Here is a 16,109-nt window from a genome sequence, read left to right on the forward strand (position 1 = left end):
GCTAGCCTCATCGACGTGAGCGGCCCGATCTTTTCAAATCGTCAGGAAGAATGTTCGTTCGTGACGTCTACGGCAGATGATCCAGGTAGCATGCTCCGTTCGTGTTTTGTGCGGGCGGCGTGGGCGGAGTGCTCCATGCCGGATTATTGAAGTCGAAGAACTCTGTCATATCCATCTGTGCCGCGTCGCGATTTGTGAGCGGCGACAGCTTGAACCGTGTCTCAATGAACTTCAGCATGGCCGTATAGTCCGCGACGGTGTGTGACACGTAATGTTTCTTTGCATAGGGCGAGATCACCACCAGCGGCACGCGATATCCGGTATAGGTGAAATCGCACGTGGGGCCGTCTACCTTGGTGCAAACGTCGCCCGGCTGCAGGTCAACGGGCTTAATTCCGTCGGGGCTGACCGCGGGTTGCGGCGGCACATGATCGTACAGCCCGCCATTCTCGTCATAGGTCATGAAGACCGCAGAACTGCTCCATGACGAACTCGTCATCAACCCGTTGATGAGCGACTCGGCATAAGCTTCGCCGCGCTGAATGTCGGTGGCCACCTTATCTGTGTCTGAGCCGTGCTCGTCATCTCCAGCCTCTGACGCCGGCTCGAGCACCGCCACCTGCGGCAGTGTGTTGTTCTGAAGATCCGTATAGTACTGCGAGATCGGCGCGATGTTCTGCGGATAGCTCTTGACTACCGTCTGCGCATAAGTGAAGTTCTGCAGATAGCTCAGGGTCATCAGACACGACGACTGATAAGGCTGCGTGCAACTGCTCCCCTGCGGATTCACATAAATCTTCCAGCTAACGCCCGCGTCCGTTAGTTCCTGGTAAATGGTCTTCGCCGTCAGCAGCGCCATGTCGTGGCTGTTCGTGCCATTGGGATAAGCGTAGCCCTGAGACGTCGACGCAATCATGTACTCGCGGTTGATGTTGGTGCGCGACAAGACAGGATGGAACCACCGGTCCGACGTGGCGAAGTTCGATGCCATGAAGTACAGGAAATTCAAATCGCCGTCATCGTAATAGCCCATCACGCGAATGCCGTTGGTGTCGTAGAAGTTCTCCGCCCGCGAGTCGTGCCCGGTGACCCACCCAAAGCCATCGTTAGTCGCCGGGTACCGGCCCACCTGATCTTCGTAGCTCCAATCCACGTGTGCTTCATTCCAGCTGGGACTGGTGTTTTCGGTGCACATGGTCTTCAGATGAAAGGACGTGATCGGATTTGTCTTGTCGTAGATGCAGTCGCTCGGCGGGGGATCGTTGGGATTGCAGCCAGGGACGGACGGCGGAGGTCCCTGCAGAGGCGCTTCACCGGTGGAAGGATTGAACTGGGCCAATCCATCGAAAGAGATATCGGCGTAGCCGTTGTTCCTCCAATACTGCCGCAGTGCCCCCAGGTAGTTGTCCAGCGAGCGGTTTTCCTGTGTAACCAGGACAACATGGTTGATCACCCCAATGCCGTTGCTGTTGCTGCTGGCGTTGAAGATGGCGCCCACAGTCGCACCGGCGTCCATGGTCACGCTGCAGCCCGCGGTTCCAGTGCATGCGCCGGTCCAGCCGGCGAAGGACGAGCCCGTGCCAGCGGCGGCCGTCAGGGTAACCACCTTCCCGCTGTTATAGCTGGCGGTACAAGCAGTTCCGCAATTGATTCCGGCGGGATTACTTGTTACGGTGCCGGAACCGCTCCCCAACGATTGCACCGTCAACTGGTACGACGACGGAGACGCTGTGCTGAAGTTCGCCGTCACGTTGGTGTTGGCGTTTAGGGTCATCACGCAGTTCGAAGTTCCGCTGCACGCCCCAGACCAACCCGTGAATGTAGACCCCGAAGCAGGCGCAGCCGTCAGCGTGACCGCCGTTCCACTCGCGAAGCTCGCCGAGCAGGTTCCGCCGCAATTGATGCCGGCGGGATTGCTGGTTACGGTTCCCGTCCCTGACCCGGCGTCCTGCACGCTGAGTTGAACCTGGGCGGCTGTTGTCGTGTTGAAGGTTGCGGTTACCGCGGTCGCAGCGGACAGCGTAACGGTGCAAGCCGCGGTTCCGCTGCATGCGCCTGTCCATCCTGCGAACGTCGACCCGGATGCCGGCGTGGCGGTCAACGTGACAGCTGTGCCGCTGGGAAAGCCAGCAGAGCAAGTCTGCCCGCAATCGATACCCGCAGGATTACTTGTCACGGTTCCGGTCCCGGAGCCGCCATCCTGCACGCTGAGCTGTACCTGAGCGGCTGTTGTCGTGTTGAAGGTTGCAGTTACCGCGGCCGCTGCTGACAGCGCAACGGTGCAGGTCCCGGTGCCGCTGCAGGCGCCTGTCCAGCCTGCAAACGTGGAACCTGAACCAGCCGCGGCAGTCAGCGTGACCGCTGTGCCGCTTAGGAAATTTGCAGAGCACGTTTGTCCGCAGTTGATGCCCGCAGGATTGCTGGTGACCGTCCCCGTTCCCGTACCCGCTGTGGTGACGCTCAACTGCACCTGAGGCGTCGTGCTAGTACTGAAGGTTGCCGAGACAGACGTGTCGCCTGCAATCGTGACAGCGCACGAGCCCGTTCCGCTGCATGCGCCACCCCACCCATTGAATGTCATTCCCGATGCAGCCGTTGCGGTGAGCGTTACATTCGTTCCCGCTGCGAATGCCGCCGAGCACGTTTGCCCGCAACTGATGCCGCCCGGCGAACTCGTTATGGTGCCGTTTCCGGAAGGTTTGACGGTTAATTGATAATTAGGTGTCGACATGGTGTGCACCGATGCACATCCGCACAGGATGCATACGACTGCGACACAGCAGGCGCTGTAGATAGATTTGAATGTAGGCATTGCTCCCCGAGCCCCCACTGTTTTGGATGCTGGGATTCGGTTGTGAGTAGGCTCGGGAAAAGCAGACTATCTCAACAGCGTGCCTTAAGCGGTCATTCATCTATGCTCCTGAAGAACGACCAAACTGGCCGGCGCCAGTCGCGGGTCGCCTGGGAATGTACCGGGATCTTCAGCGAAACAGGTGCGGCAAAAAGCAGCTTGTGTTGGTGGTTACCGGACCAAGCGACTCGCGGATTCCCATGCCGGCGGGTTCGCCGTCAATCAGCCATGATCCGAACACAGCGGTTCTTCCGCCAGCCTGGGCCATAGGGGCCAGCGCCTGGTAGACGTAGCCGTGCGGCGCCAGGCCTTGGAGGCTGCCGAACTCGGCGACGCCATTGCGGATCAGGGAAATACCGGCGCCTTCGCGGCCGAAGAAAGGCTTCCGGACGTAGCTGTTGAGATCGCGCGGCCCATCGAGGTAGGCCGGGAGCAGGAGTTCGTGGCCTGGGTTCAGTTCCCACAGAATAGCCAGCAGCGCCTTGTTCGACCACATCATCTTCCAGATGGGCTCGATCCAGAGCAGCGAGCCCCACGAGCGGCGGTCTTTGCGGGGACCATACTCGACCAGTGGAGAGGCGGGCGGCAGCGTGGATAGTGCCTGCTGTGCAAAGGACTCCTCGAGCATCCACTCCCAGGGGTAGAGCTTGAAGAGGGTATGGATGCGGTCGTTCTTAAGATCGGCGAATCCAAGGCGGCGCTGGTCCCAGCCGATTTCCTTGACGGCGAGCCGACGCGTGCGCAAGCCGGCCTGCTCGGCGGTGTCCTGAAGGTAGGCCGTCGTCATGCGATCTTCGTCGCTGCCGGCGTCGGCAAAGTGGACCCCGCCGGGGATGTAGTCCTTCAGGTCTTTCCACTTGGCGATCAGCTTCTCGTGAATCGAGTTCCACTGGTCGGCTTCAGGGAAGCAGTCCTGAAGCCAATACCATTGCGCCACCGCGGCCTCAATCAATCCCGTCGGTGTATCGGCGTTGTACTCCAGCAGTTTGATGGTGGACCCGTCATAGGCAAGATCCAGACGCCCGTAGAGGGCGGGCGGTTCGCCGTTCCACGCAGCCCGGATGGCTGCGTGCGCGGCCGCGGGAATTCCCATCTGGGCGAGGCGGTCCTGATTAAGAATCACATCACCGGCGCTGAGGCACAGGTTCTGGATCTCGGCGGTAGCAGCTTCAAGCCGGTCAATCTCGGCGGAAGTAAACTGCCAGTAAACAGACTCATCCCAATAAGGCTGGCCGTTCGCAAGGGTGTGGTAGGTCAGGCCGATCTTCTCGACGCGGGATTGCCAGTCAGGGCGCGGACTTACCGTCAGACGACGCATCTACTCGCCTCCCGCTTCGCCATGCGCGCCAAAGCCGCCGCGCAAAATGCTGTGCGAACTACTGCTGCCCCCGATCACATAATCCCCCGAGTGGCCGCCACTGGATCCGCCATAGATGTAATGAGCCCCTCCATAGCGTGAAGACGCCTGGCACGCGGAGTCAGGCAGTTTGCGGCTCTGCGCGTCGACACAGTCTTTGGGTTCGGGAGTGCAGGCGGTGAGTGTTACGGCCAGGGAGGCAAGCAGGGTGAGATGGATTTCGCGAGATTTACGCATGGGGCCGAATGTGTGCATTCAGCATACACTGCGCCCGTGCGCAGCAGGCCGCAAGATATTCCGTACCCATGCAGCCCCCTTCACTGGGTTTGTTGAAGCGGGCACGGGTCGATACGGCAATCCACCCTGACCATAACCCTCGGCTCAGGGAGCGGTTCAAGCAGATCGCGCTCGTGCAGGCGCTCAAACGAATCCAGCATCTTGATCCTCTGTTGCTCGGTGACGGTGCCAAGTTCGCTTTCGTACGCTGCCTGTGTCGTCCATACAATCGTGTGCGATTCGGCGGGCTGCCACTTCATATCAGCGGGGCTGACGCCGAGCCAGTAAGCCATCAACTCGTGCCGGAACGTCGCGTCCGGCAAATCCGACGAGCACTCGCCGGTCGGTTCGTTCACATCCCGTCGCTCCGTCGTGATGCTGTGCGAACCGACCTGCGCGACAGCTAACTCGTTGGCGGACGCGCGGGGTGCATCGGCTTCGCGCAAGCGGTAGACGAAGACAGCAGGCCATCGCGGCTCTGGCGGCATGCCGCCGCCGTCTCCGCAACCAACCGAAATACCGCCGCTGCCGAATCCCATACCGGCTGTGCTTACCAGTTCTACAGTAAGATCCTGTTCTGCCCTTCGAACCACGCGAGCCACAAACTCCGGGTCCGGGGCTTCCGACAGAAGCATGGCAGCCGCTCGTGCTTGCCGGCCGGCAATTTGGTCATCGGTTCCAAAGGTCCACGTCATTAGAGTGGGCCTTGTGGAGCCCGCGGGTAAGCGCTTGATCAAGATCAGGGCCTGGGCAGGGAATTGACGGGAGACGGACTCAATCACGTTCAGCGGCACCGTCGCATTCTCCTGGATGAGCGTATCTAAAAGTGCGAGCACTACGCGACGATGCGAAGAACTCTCCTGGTATGAATCGACAAGCACCGGCAGCGACCATTGCTCCAGCACCGGAGGGATCTCGGAGACAATCTGCGCGTCGTGGCGGCGGCGCGCAAAATCCGCAGCCCACGCAATCAGGTGTGGATCCAGGCTGAGCAGCCAGGTGTGCAGAGTGGCCGTGTCCACCGGCGTGTCGGGCGTGATCTCTGGGAATTCCTGCGCCCGCACGGTGCTTGTCACCAACCAAAGCGACAGCACTACCGCAAAGACTCGGCTTATGGCGATCATAGTAGACCCCATCCTTCCAACCGATTAAGAGTCGCCGTCGGCCTTCCACGGATCGCGAAGCAGGGAACACAGTCCCACATCGTTCCCGTACCGCTCCACCTCTACCGCCGCCATGTGGATGGGGCTGGCGAGTCCCTTGAACGCCGGAACAGCATCCGAGCCCATGATCTGTGGACTCACAAAGATGTGCGCGCGATCCACCAGGCCACCCGCCAGCAACGCAGTGTTCAGGCGCGTTCCGGTCTCGGTCAGCACGGTGAGCACCCCTTCCGCTCCAAGCATCTCCAGCACCGCGCCCAGTGGAACCCGGCCGTGCTCGGCGGGCAGCACTTCCACACGCACACCGCGGCGCGTGAGTTCGAAAATCTTCTTCTCGTCCCGGGAAACGGTGAAGATCACCACGTCAAAATCGGCGGTGCGGGCGATCTTGGAGTCGAGCGGCATCCGCAAAGCGGAGTCGAGCACAACCCGCAGCAGAGGCCGCCGCCGCCGCAGGCCGCTGCGGTCCGTGAGTTGGGGGTCGTCGGCCAGCACCGTGTCCACGCCCGTAAGCGCGGCGTCCGCCTGCCAGCGCAGCAGTTGCACGTTTTGCCGCGAAGCTCCATTGGTGATCCAGTAGGGCTCGCCGGCGGCATGATGGCCCGGCGGGGGGCCGATGCGCCCGTCCAGCGTCATTGCAACCTTCATCAGCACCAGAGGCCGCTTGTGCCGGATCCATCGCGCAAAGCCTTCGTTGATCCGTCGGGCCTCTGCCTGACACACGCCCATCACCGTCTCAATACCCGCTGCACGCAATGACTCCATGCCATGCCCGGTCACGTTGGGATTGGGATCGCCGGTGGCAGCCACCACGCGCTTGATGCCGGCTTCGATCAGCGCCTGGGTGCACGGACCGGTGCGCCCTGTGTGATTGCACGGCTCGAGCGTCAGGTACGCCGTTCCCCCGCGCAGCCGATCTTTGCGGAGCGAAGCCGCGGCGTGCTGCCGAGCTATTTTGAGCGCGGCCACTTCCGCATGATCCAGCAGGTCATACTCATGCCAGCCTTCGCCGATCACCTGGCCGGCGCAGTCGAGGATGACGCAGCCCACGGCCGGATTAGGCGATGCGACACCAACCCCGCGCCGCGCCAACTCCAGCGCGCGCTGCATCCAATAAATATCCTGATCGTGCTGCATAGCCATGACTTACCGCTGAGGGGAAGTGTAATGGATCGGGGGGACATCCCCTCCGTTATTGATTCGTGAATCCCGATGTGCGACGATCCATCCAATTGCCGAAATACGCTTGCAATGGGCTGGAGCAGAACATGGGATTTCGTTATCTGGACTCAGTCGATACGGTGCGCAGCCGCTGGGGATCGGCTTTTCCGCATCTTGCGAAGTCGGAAATGATTCTCGCGCTTCTGCTCGGCGAGACAGTTCGCATTTCGCAGACACAGGCAATCGATTCCCTGCAGATTCTGGATTTTGCCGAGGACCCAAGTTTCCGCGAGTTGATCCGTGAAGGGTTCATCGAGATTCTGCCCTTTGTGCTGCGAGCCGAGGACACGCCGCGGAGCCCACTGGGGGCGTTTATTGACAGGCTTGCGAATCCTTCTTTCCACTTTTCCAGCTGGCAGGGAATACCAACCCCGCCCAAGACAAAGGAAACCTCGCAGTCACAGGAATATAAAAGACGCCTCGAGATTCTGGAAGACGCAAAAAAAGGCAGGTTCCACGATTCCGAACAGGAAAGGATGTGGACGAATCTTGATCGGCTCGACGCAGCTTATAACGACAGGACGGCCCGGGTCCGCAGCGCTGGAGGTGCATGTCCCATAGCCGGACCTGCCGCATTCACGCTCAGGTCACGTCTTGAAGCCTGCTGTCGAAACGCGCATCATCTTCCTTATCTGCAGGAGTCTCTCGCATGGCTCCTTTCCGTCGTTAATGGCAACGATCGAAGCTCCTATCACGGGAACATCAATCTAAGTGATATAGACAGTGCGGTGAAGTTATCCCTGCACAGCGTGGTCAATCTGGCATACAACGAGGTGATTGCCGGATCTCTTCAGGCCGATGCTGCGCTCACCACTCTTCATCACGACGCCGAAGAGGTGATTCGCTCGGCAGGAATGCAGTCCGCTTCCGTCAGCGCCATCGAAGCATCGGACGCCCGGCTGACTCGATTGCACCCTGTTTCGTGGAGCTCCGTTCTCAAGTGGTTGCGAGTCATTCGGCGGGCAGCGCCGGAATCTCGCGCCGAAAGGATCGTGGAAGCAGCCGAGGATATCGGCATGCAGATCGCAGCGGACGATTCGAAGAAAAATCTGATCTTTCGCCTTGTCCCGGCGTCTGCCGGCGCGGGTGTTCACCAGGCGGGCGAGGCAATTGGTGAGTACTTGTTGTCCATTACACTGCCTGGCGGGGCATTGATCGCCAGACCTGTCATGAAGATCGTTTCGACAGTAGCATCGTCATTTGGCGCCGAGAAGGTGGAGAAAAGACTTGAGGAGACTCTCCTGTCGCACGTGGCGGGCGGCGAGATACGCAATATCCATGGGCTCCTAACGCGCGGTTTTCTCGATTTGGAGGGTCAGGCAAGATGAACCAATATACGAGAACGAAAGAGAAGCTTGTCTATGCGAACAGCTTTATTGAACTTTTTGACGATGAGGTGATCCGGCCCGATGGTACTCCGGGGACTTACGTTCGGCTGCGATACCGGGGGAATCCGCCAGGGGTCGTGATCCTGCCGCGTTTCGCAGACGGTCGGTATGTGCTTCTGGCTGTAAACCGGTATGCCGCGGGCGAAGAATCCCTGGAGTTCCCGCGCGGTTCAGCGAGCACGGACGAGTCGGCGGAGCAGGGTGCGCGCCGGGAGCTTGAGGAAGAGACGCGTCTGGTTGCGAGTTCCTCCCGCCTTTTGGGGTATTTGAGGCCGGATACAGCGATTGTGGAGACTGAAGTACGGGTATTCCTGATGGAAATTCCGGAGGAGCAAATAGCCTCGATTGAACTCGATGAGGCGGGGGAAGCGATCTCCTCATACCAGTTGCTGGCTTTGGGCGAGATCTGGGCGAAGATCAGAGCGGGCACGATCCGCGACGGATTCACGATAGGGGCTCTGGGACTGCTGGCGGCACAAGGGGCGGCGGAGTTGTAGCGGCCGCACCCTCTTACCGAGACCAAGGATCTGCAAGAGAAACTGCGTCTAAATGTCGGCCGCGTTATCCTCAATCGCTAACCGCACATTGCCATCGGACTTCGCCAGCCGCCTCACGGCTTCCGGCTTGTCCACGCCGGCCTTCAACATCACCAGCGCAACCGGCACGCTCCGGCCTGCGGACTTGATCGTCTCCACAGCCGTCGTGCGGTCGATATTGCAGGCCTTCGTCAAAATCCGGATACCGCGCTCCACCAGCTTGGAATTCTGCATGTGCACGTTGACCATGAGGTTCTCGTACACATAGCCCATGCGCGTCATGGCGCCGGTGGTGATCATGTTGAGGATCATCTTCTGCGAGGTGGCAGCCTTCATGCGGGTGGAGCCGGAGACCACTTCAGCGCCCACATCGGCCACGATCGCGATATCCGCCACTTCGGCGAGAGGCGACCCCAGGTTACAGGTCACGGCGGCGGTGTAGGCTCCGCGAGCACGGGCGTAAGCGGTAGCGGCCACCACGTAAGGAGTGCGGCCGGAAGCGCTGAGCCCGATCACAACGTCCTTTCGCGTGGGGCGCCGCCGGGCGATGTCGCGCTGACCCAGTTCCTCGGAATCCTCGTTCACTTCCACCGCGGAGGCGAGCGCTTTCGGTCCGCCTGCCATGATGTACTGCACCTGGCCGGGAGCTGTGGAGTAGGTCGGGGGACACTCGGAAGCGTCAAGCGCGGCAATTCGGCCGCTCGATCCGGCACCGATATAAATCAACCGTCCGCCGTCGCGAAGCGAGCGCGCCACGTGGTCCATGACCTGGGCAATCTCAGGCAGCGCCTTCTTCACCGCTGCTGCAATTTTCGAGTCTTCGTGGTTGATGATGCGCGCAATTTCAAGCGCGGATTTAGTGTCAAACCCTTGAGACGCCTCGTTTTGGCTCTCGGTGGTCAGGTGTTGAAGCAAGGTCGCCGTGTCTCTTTTACCCGTATCTTTCACATGGGGTCCGGCGTTATCTTGCATCGGAGAAGTAGTTAACATCAGGCTTGTCCTTATTTAGATTGTAGCCGGAACTTCGAGCAAGGAAAACATTTTTGTCTCCGTGGCCGGCAACACGCCGAACCTCCCGGAGCAGGACCTGCCCGGTTAAACGATTGAATACGAATCTTTCGGCCGCGCGCATGCGACATAAATAAACCAGCGCTCACCCACCCTGATCTGCCCGCAGCCTGCCCCGCCGAACGAGACGGCCGTCTGAGCCCCCCATCCTCCAGGTCGATCTAGAGTGCCTGCCGGACAGCATCGTGGAAGGATGGCCTCACCTGCCGGATGGTCTGGTTGGTCCGGTCCGGCCAGGTGCGGTTGGTAAGCAGCACCACAGCAACTCCGGCCGCAAGATCGATCCACAAGGAGCAGCCGCTGAACCCCAGATGCCCGATCGACCGCGGCGCGAAGAACCGTCCCGAGGACGAATTCTCGCTGGGTGTATCCCAGCCCAGTGCCCGGCTGCTGCCCGCAGGTCCCTGGCGCTCTGAGAAGCGCTCAATCGTGCCCCGGACAAATAGTCTGCTCGGCTCGGGCATCGATGGGTGACCTGATGCAGCCAGAATTTCCGCAGCAAAACGCAGCAGGTCCGTCACATTCGAGAACAGGCCCGCGTGCCCCGCAACGCCATGCAGAACATAGGCGTTCTCGTCCTGCACCTCACCCTGGATGATGCGAAACCGAAGGTGACTATCCTCTTCAGTGGGCGGAATGGCGTGCCGTGCCGACAGACGTGGGCAGAACGACGTAGCGTGCATGCCGAGCGAATCGAAGATCTCGCGATTGACGAACTGCGGCAGCGGCTCGCCCATGATCACTTCCAGCGCTTTGCCAAGCAGGATGAACCCCGGGTCAGAGTACTCGGCGCGCTTTCCCGGCGTGGCCTCCAGGGGGAGGTCCAGGCAAGCCCGGAACAGCGCGGCCGGCGTGCTGTGGGTGCGGAAGAACTCCACATACCCGGGCAGGCCGGAACTGTGCGCCAGCAGGTGCCGCAGCGTCACATCGCGCACCTCCGCCGTGTGCGGCCGGCCTACGATGAAGCCCGGCAGCAGATCGCCCACCAGCGTATCGGGATCGAGCAGCCCGCGTTGGTGCAGCAGCATGGCCGCAGCCGTTGTGGCCGCCACTTTGGTGATGCTGGCCACGTCGAAAACCGTATCGGGCAACACCGCCGGACTGTTCTCCTGATAGATGAAGCGGCCCAGGGATCCGTGGTCGACGATTCGGCCGCCGGACAGCACTCCAAAGGCGCAGCCGGGAAAGGCGCGCGCCGCGATGGCCTCCTCCAGCACGCGATGCGCCGCGGCAAACCGGTTGGAGGTCCCGGTGGAATCGGCAACGCTCTCGGCGACGGGCACAACGGTTTCGGAGGTCATAATGACGACATCCTACCGCGAATCCGTCCGGACGGCAGTGACGAACACGCCGGAATTTGGGTGCAAAGCAGGAAATCAGGCTATCCTTGGGGTCGGATAGCCCGTCTATCGAAATGGGTAAGTTCGCAAAATCCCCCATCGCCTTGAGGAGAGCAGGTATGGCGTTTCGGCCGTGGATGAGCCTTGTGCTGGCAAGCCTTGTAGCAGCAGGACCGTTGTTTGCAAACGCGCAGGACTCCCAATCCGTCCCCTCGTCCAGCGGCCAGCCTGCCGTGCTGCAGCCTGCCGTGCTGCAGCCTGCCGCGCAGCAACCTGCCATTCAGCTGACCACCGCCTCGGTCTCCGCTTCAGGAAAGAAGACCTACACCGTTCCCGCAGGTACCAAGGTTCTGCTGCAACTGCGCAGTTCCGTCAACACTAAGAGCGCCAAAGCCGGTGATGGCGTTTATCTGGCCTCGACTTTTCCCGTGGTCGTTGGCAGCCACGTGCTGATTCCCGCCGGTGTCTACGTCCAGGGAGTGGTGGATCACGTGGAGCGGGCCGGTCATATGAAAGGCCACGCACAGCTCGACATGCACTTCACCTCCATGATCTTTCCCAACGGCACAGTCGTTGAGATCCCGGGCCTCGTCAACAGTTTGCCCGGCGCGACCAAGCAACACATAAAGAATGATGGCGAAGGCACCATCGAACAGGAAGGCGATAAAGCCCGCAACATGGGCAAGGTAGCCGAGATCACCGTGCCGGCTGCCACAACCGGCGGCGCTATCGGCGGCGGCATTAGCGGTCATCCAGTGGCGGGCACTCTCGGCGGCATGGGAGCAGGTCTCGCCGCAGCCGGCATCGTCGCCCTCTTCACGCGGGGAGCCGACGTGAACATCGAATCCGGCTCGCAGGTGGAGATGGTCCTGCAGCGGCCGCTCATCCTTGAAGAAGAAAACCTGGCTGCGGGGCAGGGAACTCCGGCCCTGGTACCCTCGGCCGACCAGCCTAAACCCATGGAAAAGCCCAACCGCGCGCACGTCCTATGCCCGCCGGGCGGACTGGGCTGCCAGTAACCGAGCGCGATCACGAATTTTGCCCGCATCCCGGCACGCGAAAACCGGGACGCGAGTAAGCTGGAAATAGACACAACCATGTTGCCCGAAGACGAAACCACTCCTCCAGCCAGCCTTACTCACCAGGGTGAGCCCCCTTACATGCCGGCAACCATGCCTGCTCCGGCGCCCGGTCCGGCTCCGGAACCGGCAAAGCCCAACCCCCTGAACCTCTGGCTGCGCGATATCGCCGTCGCCATCGGCGCATCCGTTCTGATCGTCCTGTTTCTCTACCAGCCCGTGAAGGTGGAAGGCACCAGCATGCTGCCGCGGCTTGAAGACCGCGACCGCCTCTTCATCAACAAGTTCGTCTACCACTTCGAGTCCATCCACCGCGGCGATGTAGTGGTCTTTCACTATCCGCGTGACCCCGAGAAGAGCTATATCAAGCGCGTGATCGCTGTACCCGGCGACCGCCTGCGCATCGACCGCGGCGAGGTCTACCTGAACGGCAAGCACATGCCAGAGCCCTATGTGCCCGACGAGTTCCGCGACATGAAGTCCATGCCCGAGACAGTCATTCCCGACGAGGAGTACTTCATGATGGGCGACCACCGCTCCATCTCATCCGACAGCCGCGAGTTCGGCCCCGTGGACCGCGACCTGATCTACGGGAAAGCCGTCTTCGTTTACTGGCCTACCAAAGATGCCGGCGTTGTGGATTAGATCGCGCAAAGTATAGGTGCGGTCTCCACCCGAGCTGTCGTGAGTGTCATTCAGACCCGCACGTTAAAACTCGCAGACCCGAGTCAAATCACCTGAGCCTGTAGCGCATAATCCTCGCGGCCGTCATCCGCGAGCCCGCTTTGACATCCCCATGGTCATCCACCCGGCTCCATCCTGAATTGGCGATGTAGTAGAAATCGTCTCCCACCACCACCCCGTGCGTCGGGTCAGGAGAATCGCTAGCCCCTTGCTCGATCACTGTCGTGCCGTTGACGCGGCTCAGTGATGCATCCAGTTCGAGAAGAATGACACGTTGCGGCGATGTTCCGTTCTGCGTCAGGATGAGCGACCGTCCATGAAGATAGAGGCCATCCACCCCATTGAGCGCGACCTTCGCACCATCGAGCCAAGTGACTTGGCCCGAGCCCAGATCCATCGCTGCGATGCCCCGCACATAATCCGGAACAAGAAGAGTGTCCGCTCCGGACACCGGCACCGGCGTCTGCGGAGAGATGAACTCGTTGGTATCCATCGCGCGGAGCTCACCCTTCGATACCCGATACAGCCGGCCTTCCTGGCCATCACTGACGACCGGTTCCCCATTCGAAGTAAGCACCATATCGCCCAGAGCGCTGCCATGCGGCCCCTCGATCCGGTGTAGAAGCTTGCCAGTTTTCAAGTCGTAACAGAGAACGGCTGAGCGGCCCCACGCGTCCTTCGGCACCGCGCTGAGGCCGTCGAGCGCCACCTCCGTGGCCCACACAAACCCCCGCTGCCCGTCCACCTTGACAGCAAGCATCGGCCATCCGTCGGGAGACGAGGCAAAATCGTCGATCTTGCCATCGAGACCCGCGCGCACAATCTTGTGCTCCAGCACGCTGGTGATGAGAAACGTATGCGTGGACAAATCGAAATCGATGTCCTCGGTGAGCAACCCCGGATCCGGCAGCGTGATCGCTGCGGCGCCGAGGGATACCGGATTCTGGTTCCTCTGGAATCGTTCCAGCACTTGCTTGTACTCTGTCCGTGGCTCCAGTGCCAAGAAACTCTTGTCCTCGCCTTTGAGCAGGTTGTCGTCGGCCTGCCCCAGGTCGGCAAATTGGTTGAGCGCTGCCAGCGCCTTCGGAATATCGCCCGCGGCGGCGTAGGCCCGTGCCAGCGCCTCAACAGCTGAAGGCGACCCGTTGAGCACGCGAAGCAGTTCCAGATCGGCCGCAATGCGTGCCTGCTGGTCGCCTGCTTTGATCGCTGTCTGCACGCGCGCCCGCAGATTCTCCAGTTGGTTGCGCGCACCGGGTTGAGATTGAGGCATTGCTGCGAAGATGGCCAGAATTGCGGCCGCGGCGATGCGCATGGATGACGCGCCTTTCCTGAGTTGATGCCCCGGAGGACCGAGATGACTGATTCTACCCAACAGCTTGCACGTTCGAGCTGCACGGCGGTGCTCGACTGTGGCAAACCGTGCACACCCGGGCCGAGAACTTCCGCGCGCAAACCTGTATAATTCATTGAATCCACTGCTGGGAGAAGCAATGCAGGCACTCCTTGCGCTCGAGGACGGGCGCATCTTCCGCGGCGAAGGCTACGGCCACCCCGGCGAATGCCAGGGAGAGGTAGTTTTCAATACTTCCCTAACCGGCTATCAGGAAATCGCAACCGATCCTTCCTACGCTGGACAGATCGTCGTTCTCACCAATCCTCAAATCGGGAACTACGGCACAAACCAGGCAGACAACGAGGCCTCCAAGCCCTTCATCGAGGGCCTCATCGTGCGCGAGTTCTCCGCCGTCAGCTCCAACTGGCGCTCTGAGCAGGTCACCGATGAGTACATGGAGCGCTTTCAGATACCCGTGCTTGCCGAGATTGACACCCGCGCCCTCGTTCGCCATCTGCGCAACAACGGCGTGATGCGTGGCGTCATCTCCACGCAGAGCACAGACGTTGACGCACTCGTCGCGAAGGCCCGCACCATTCGAAAAATGGACGGCACCGACCTTGCCAAAGTCGTCTCGACGAAGCAGGTGTACCACTTCGACGAGAACGACCCCCACTATCAGGCCGGTGATCCGCTGCTGCCGACTTCGCTGTTGAACGATCCGGCCAAACCGCGCCTTCACGTCGTCGCTTACGACTTCGGCATCAAGCAGAACATCCTTCGTATGCTCGGCCGCGAAAACTGCAAGGTCACCGTGGTCCCCGCAGAGACCAGCGCGGACGATGTGCTGACGCTCAAGCCAGACGGCGTCTTCCTTTCGAATGGGCCGGGTGACCCCGAGCCGGTTGATTATGCGGTGAAGGCCATTCGCAACATGATGGGCCGCGTGCCGGTCTTCGGCATCTGCCTCGGCCATCAGCTCTGCGGCCTGGCCCTCGGCGGCAAGACCTACAAGTTGAAGTTTGGCCACCACGGAGGCAATCACCCCGTGCGCAACAACATCACCGGCAAGGTGGAGATCACCGCTCACAATCACAATTTCGCCGTCGACCCCGACAGCGTCAACGCAAACGAAGTCGAGCTCACGCACGTCGACCTCAACGACAACACGCTCGAAGGCCTGCGCCACAAGAGCCTTCCGTTGTTCAGCGTGCAATATCACCCTGAAGCTGCTCCCGGACCGCACGATTCGCACTACCTGTTCCGCGATTTCCGCCAGATGATGGAGGAGTGGAAGGGATGACCTTCGCCGCAAGCGACAGCATCGGCAATTCCAGACAGCGGGGCTTTCGGCTCCGCTGTTTTTTGGGCCTCTCATTCTTGTGGGTGACCGCTGGCATCGCTTTGCATGCCCAGGTCGAAATCGACAGGGCCGTTCATCTCGCCAAGGCTGAAGGCTACGTTGTTAACATTCAGGGCAAGCCTTTGCAGCATGCCGAGGTCACACTCGATCAAAACGGAAAGCCCATATACACCACCCGCACCGACGACCGCGGCGCATTCCACTTCGACCACGCCTCAGGCCACTACACCTTCCGCGTTGCCCGCACGGAATACGCCCCCGCGGAAGAAGACGTAATCCTCGATTTCCAGATCGCCAGTTCGCTCGCGCGCAAGAAGCTGTACGTCATCGTAGGCCCCGGCGCCTGCGCCGACACGTGTTCGTCAGTGTTCACCAGCAAGCACGATTTCCAAAAAGCCCTCAAAAAACACCAAAACACGAACTGAACCCCGCTTACTCACCAGACAC

At 60.6% G+C, this 16,109-nt stretch carries 14 protein-coding genes; 6 read left to right on the forward strand and 8 right to left on the reverse strand.

All coding sequences use genetic code 11. The annotated features are described in order from the left end of the window. Positions 1-67 precede the first annotated feature (67 nt). The 5 genes from VGL22_RS04320 to ribD form a co-directional block, all read right to left on the reverse strand. Positions 68-2,731, reverse strand: a complete 2,664-nt coding sequence (locus tag VGL22_RS04320; RefSeq protein ID WP_465265658.1) for an alkaline phosphatase family protein — start codon at positions 2,729-2,731, stop codon at positions 68-70. Positions 2,732-2,981: 250 nt separating this feature from the next. Next, entirely contained in the window at positions 2,982-4,169 is a 1,188-nt protein-coding gene (locus tag VGL22_RS04325; RefSeq protein ID WP_465265659.1) for a glutathionylspermidine synthase family protein, read from the reverse strand. After that, a complete protein-coding gene (locus VGL22_RS04330; RefSeq protein WP_465265660.1) occupies positions 4,170-4,445 on the reverse strand; it encodes a hypothetical protein in 276 nt (91 codons plus the stop codon). Positions 4,446-4,525: 80 nt separating this feature from the next. Continuing rightward, positions 4,526-5,608 (reverse strand): hypothetical protein, encoded by a 1,083-nt coding sequence (locus VGL22_RS04335; RefSeq protein WP_465265661.1) that lies wholly within the window; start codon positions 5,606-5,608, stop codon positions 4,526-4,528. 24 nt (positions 5,609-5,632) lie between these two features. Further along, positions 5,633-6,790, reverse strand: coding sequence for a bifunctional diaminohydroxyphosphoribosylaminopyrimidine deaminase/5-amino-6-(5-phosphoribosylamino)uracil reductase RibD (ribD, locus tag VGL22_RS04340; RefSeq protein ID WP_465265662.1), 1,158 nt, complete (start codon positions 6,788-6,790; stop codon positions 5,633-5,635). Between the two features lie 125 nt (positions 6,791-6,915). Here ribD and VGL22_RS04345 point away from each other — a divergent pair, with 125 nt between their 5' ends. Continuing rightward, a complete protein-coding gene (locus VGL22_RS04345) occupies positions 6,916-8,196 on the forward strand; it encodes a hypothetical protein (RefSeq protein WP_465265663.1) in 1,281 nt (426 codons plus the stop codon). Then, complete coding sequence (locus VGL22_RS04350; RefSeq protein WP_465265664.1) at positions 8,193-8,753, forward strand: NUDIX hydrolase; 561 nt, start codon at positions 8,193-8,195, stop codon at positions 8,751-8,753. The genes VGL22_RS04345 and VGL22_RS04350 overlap by 4 nt, the downstream gene beginning before the upstream one ends. 48 nt (positions 8,754-8,801) lie before the next feature. On the opposite strand, the gene murQ is transcribed toward VGL22_RS04350, so the two are convergent. Next, positions 8,802-9,764: an N-acetylmuramic acid 6-phosphate etherase gene (gene murQ, locus VGL22_RS04355; RefSeq protein ID WP_465265735.1), complete on the reverse strand. Its 963-nt coding sequence runs from the start codon at positions 9,762-9,764 to the stop codon at positions 8,802-8,804. 257 nt (positions 9,765-10,021) lie between these two features. Continuing rightward, complete coding sequence (locus VGL22_RS04360; RefSeq protein ID WP_465265665.1) at positions 10,022-11,161, reverse strand: serine hydrolase domain-containing protein; 1,140 nt, start codon at positions 11,159-11,161, stop codon at positions 10,022-10,024. Positions 11,162-11,319: 158 nt separating this feature from the next. On the opposite strand from VGL22_RS04360, the gene VGL22_RS04365 reads away from it, so the two are divergent. Next, a complete protein-coding gene (locus VGL22_RS04365; protein ID WP_465265666.1) occupies positions 11,320-12,219 on the forward strand; it encodes a TraB/TrbI/VirB10 family type IV secretion system protein in 900 nt (299 codons plus the stop codon). Between the two features lie 78 nt (positions 12,220-12,297). Further along, complete coding sequence (gene lepB, locus VGL22_RS04370) at positions 12,298-12,924, forward strand: signal peptidase I (RefSeq protein WP_465265667.1); 627 nt, start codon at positions 12,298-12,300, stop codon at positions 12,922-12,924. Between the two features lie 88 nt (positions 12,925-13,012). Here the strand turns inward: lepB and VGL22_RS04375 are convergent, their stop codons facing one another. Then, positions 13,013-14,278, reverse strand: coding sequence for a hypothetical protein (locus VGL22_RS04375; protein ID WP_465265668.1), 1,266 nt, complete (start codon positions 14,276-14,278; stop codon positions 13,013-13,015). A 178-nt stretch (positions 14,279-14,456) separates the two neighbouring features. Between VGL22_RS04375 and carA the strand changes: the two genes are divergently transcribed. After that, a complete protein-coding gene (carA, locus tag VGL22_RS04380; RefSeq protein ID WP_465265669.1) occupies positions 14,457-15,602 on the forward strand; it encodes a glutamine-hydrolyzing carbamoyl-phosphate synthase small subunit in 1,146 nt (381 codons plus the stop codon). Continuing rightward, complete coding sequence (locus VGL22_RS04385) at positions 15,599-16,087, forward strand: carboxypeptidase-like regulatory domain-containing protein (protein ID WP_465265670.1); 489 nt, start codon at positions 15,599-15,601, stop codon at positions 16,085-16,087. Before carA ends, VGL22_RS04385 begins: the two co-directional genes overlap by 4 nt. Positions 16,088-16,109 lie beyond the last annotated feature (22 nt).

Origin of the sequence: Occallatibacter sp., assembly GCF_036502485.1 — a bacterium.
In the GTDB taxonomy this organism is placed as follows: Bacteria; Acidobacteriota; Terriglobia; order Terriglobales; family Acidobacteriaceae; genus Telmatobacter.

Excerpts from the sequence above, each read along its gene's own strand:
- VGL22_RS04320 (WP_465265658.1), bottom strand. The coding sequence starts at position 2,731 with ATGTCGACACCTAATTATCAATTAACCGTCAAACCTTCCGGAAACGGC.
- VGL22_RS04325 (WP_465265659.1), bottom strand. The coding sequence starts at position 4,169 with ATGCGTCGTCTGACGGTAAGTCCGCGCCCTGACTGGCAATCCCGCGTC.
- VGL22_RS04330 (WP_465265660.1), bottom strand. The coding sequence starts at position 4,445 with ATGCGTAAATCTCGCGAAATCCATCTCACCCTGCTTGCCTCCCTGGCC.
- VGL22_RS04335 (WP_465265661.1), bottom strand. The coding sequence starts at position 5,608 with ATGATCGCCATAAGCCGAGTCTTTGCGGTAGTGCTGTCGCTTTGGTTG.
- ribD (WP_465265662.1), bottom strand. The coding sequence starts at position 6,790 with ATGGCTATGCAGCACGATCAGGATATTTATTGGATGCAGCGCGCGCTG.
- VGL22_RS04345 (WP_465265663.1), top strand. The coding sequence starts at position 6,916 with ATGGGATTTCGTTATCTGGACTCAGTCGATACGGTGCGCAGCCGCTGG.
- VGL22_RS04350 (WP_465265664.1), top strand. The coding sequence starts at position 8,193 with ATGAACCAATATACGAGAACGAAAGAGAAGCTTGTCTATGCGAACAGC.
- murQ (WP_465265735.1), bottom strand. The coding sequence starts at position 9,764 with ATGCAAGATAACGCCGGACCCCATGTGAAAGATACGGGTAAAAGAGAC.
- VGL22_RS04360 (WP_465265665.1), bottom strand. The coding sequence starts at position 11,161 with ATGACCTCCGAAACCGTTGTGCCCGTCGCCGAGAGCGTTGCCGATTCC.
- VGL22_RS04365 (WP_465265666.1), top strand. The coding sequence starts at position 11,320 with ATGGCGTTTCGGCCGTGGATGAGCCTTGTGCTGGCAAGCCTTGTAGCA.
- lepB (WP_465265667.1), top strand. The coding sequence starts at position 12,298 with ATGTTGCCCGAAGACGAAACCACTCCTCCAGCCAGCCTTACTCACCAG.
- VGL22_RS04375 (WP_465265668.1), bottom strand. The coding sequence starts at position 14,278 with ATGCGCATCGCCGCGGCCGCAATTCTGGCCATCTTCGCAGCAATGCCT.
- carA (WP_465265669.1), top strand. The coding sequence starts at position 14,457 with ATGCAGGCACTCCTTGCGCTCGAGGACGGGCGCATCTTCCGCGGCGAA.
- VGL22_RS04385 (WP_465265670.1), top strand. The coding sequence starts at position 15,599 with ATGACCTTCGCCGCAAGCGACAGCATCGGCAATTCCAGACAGCGGGGC.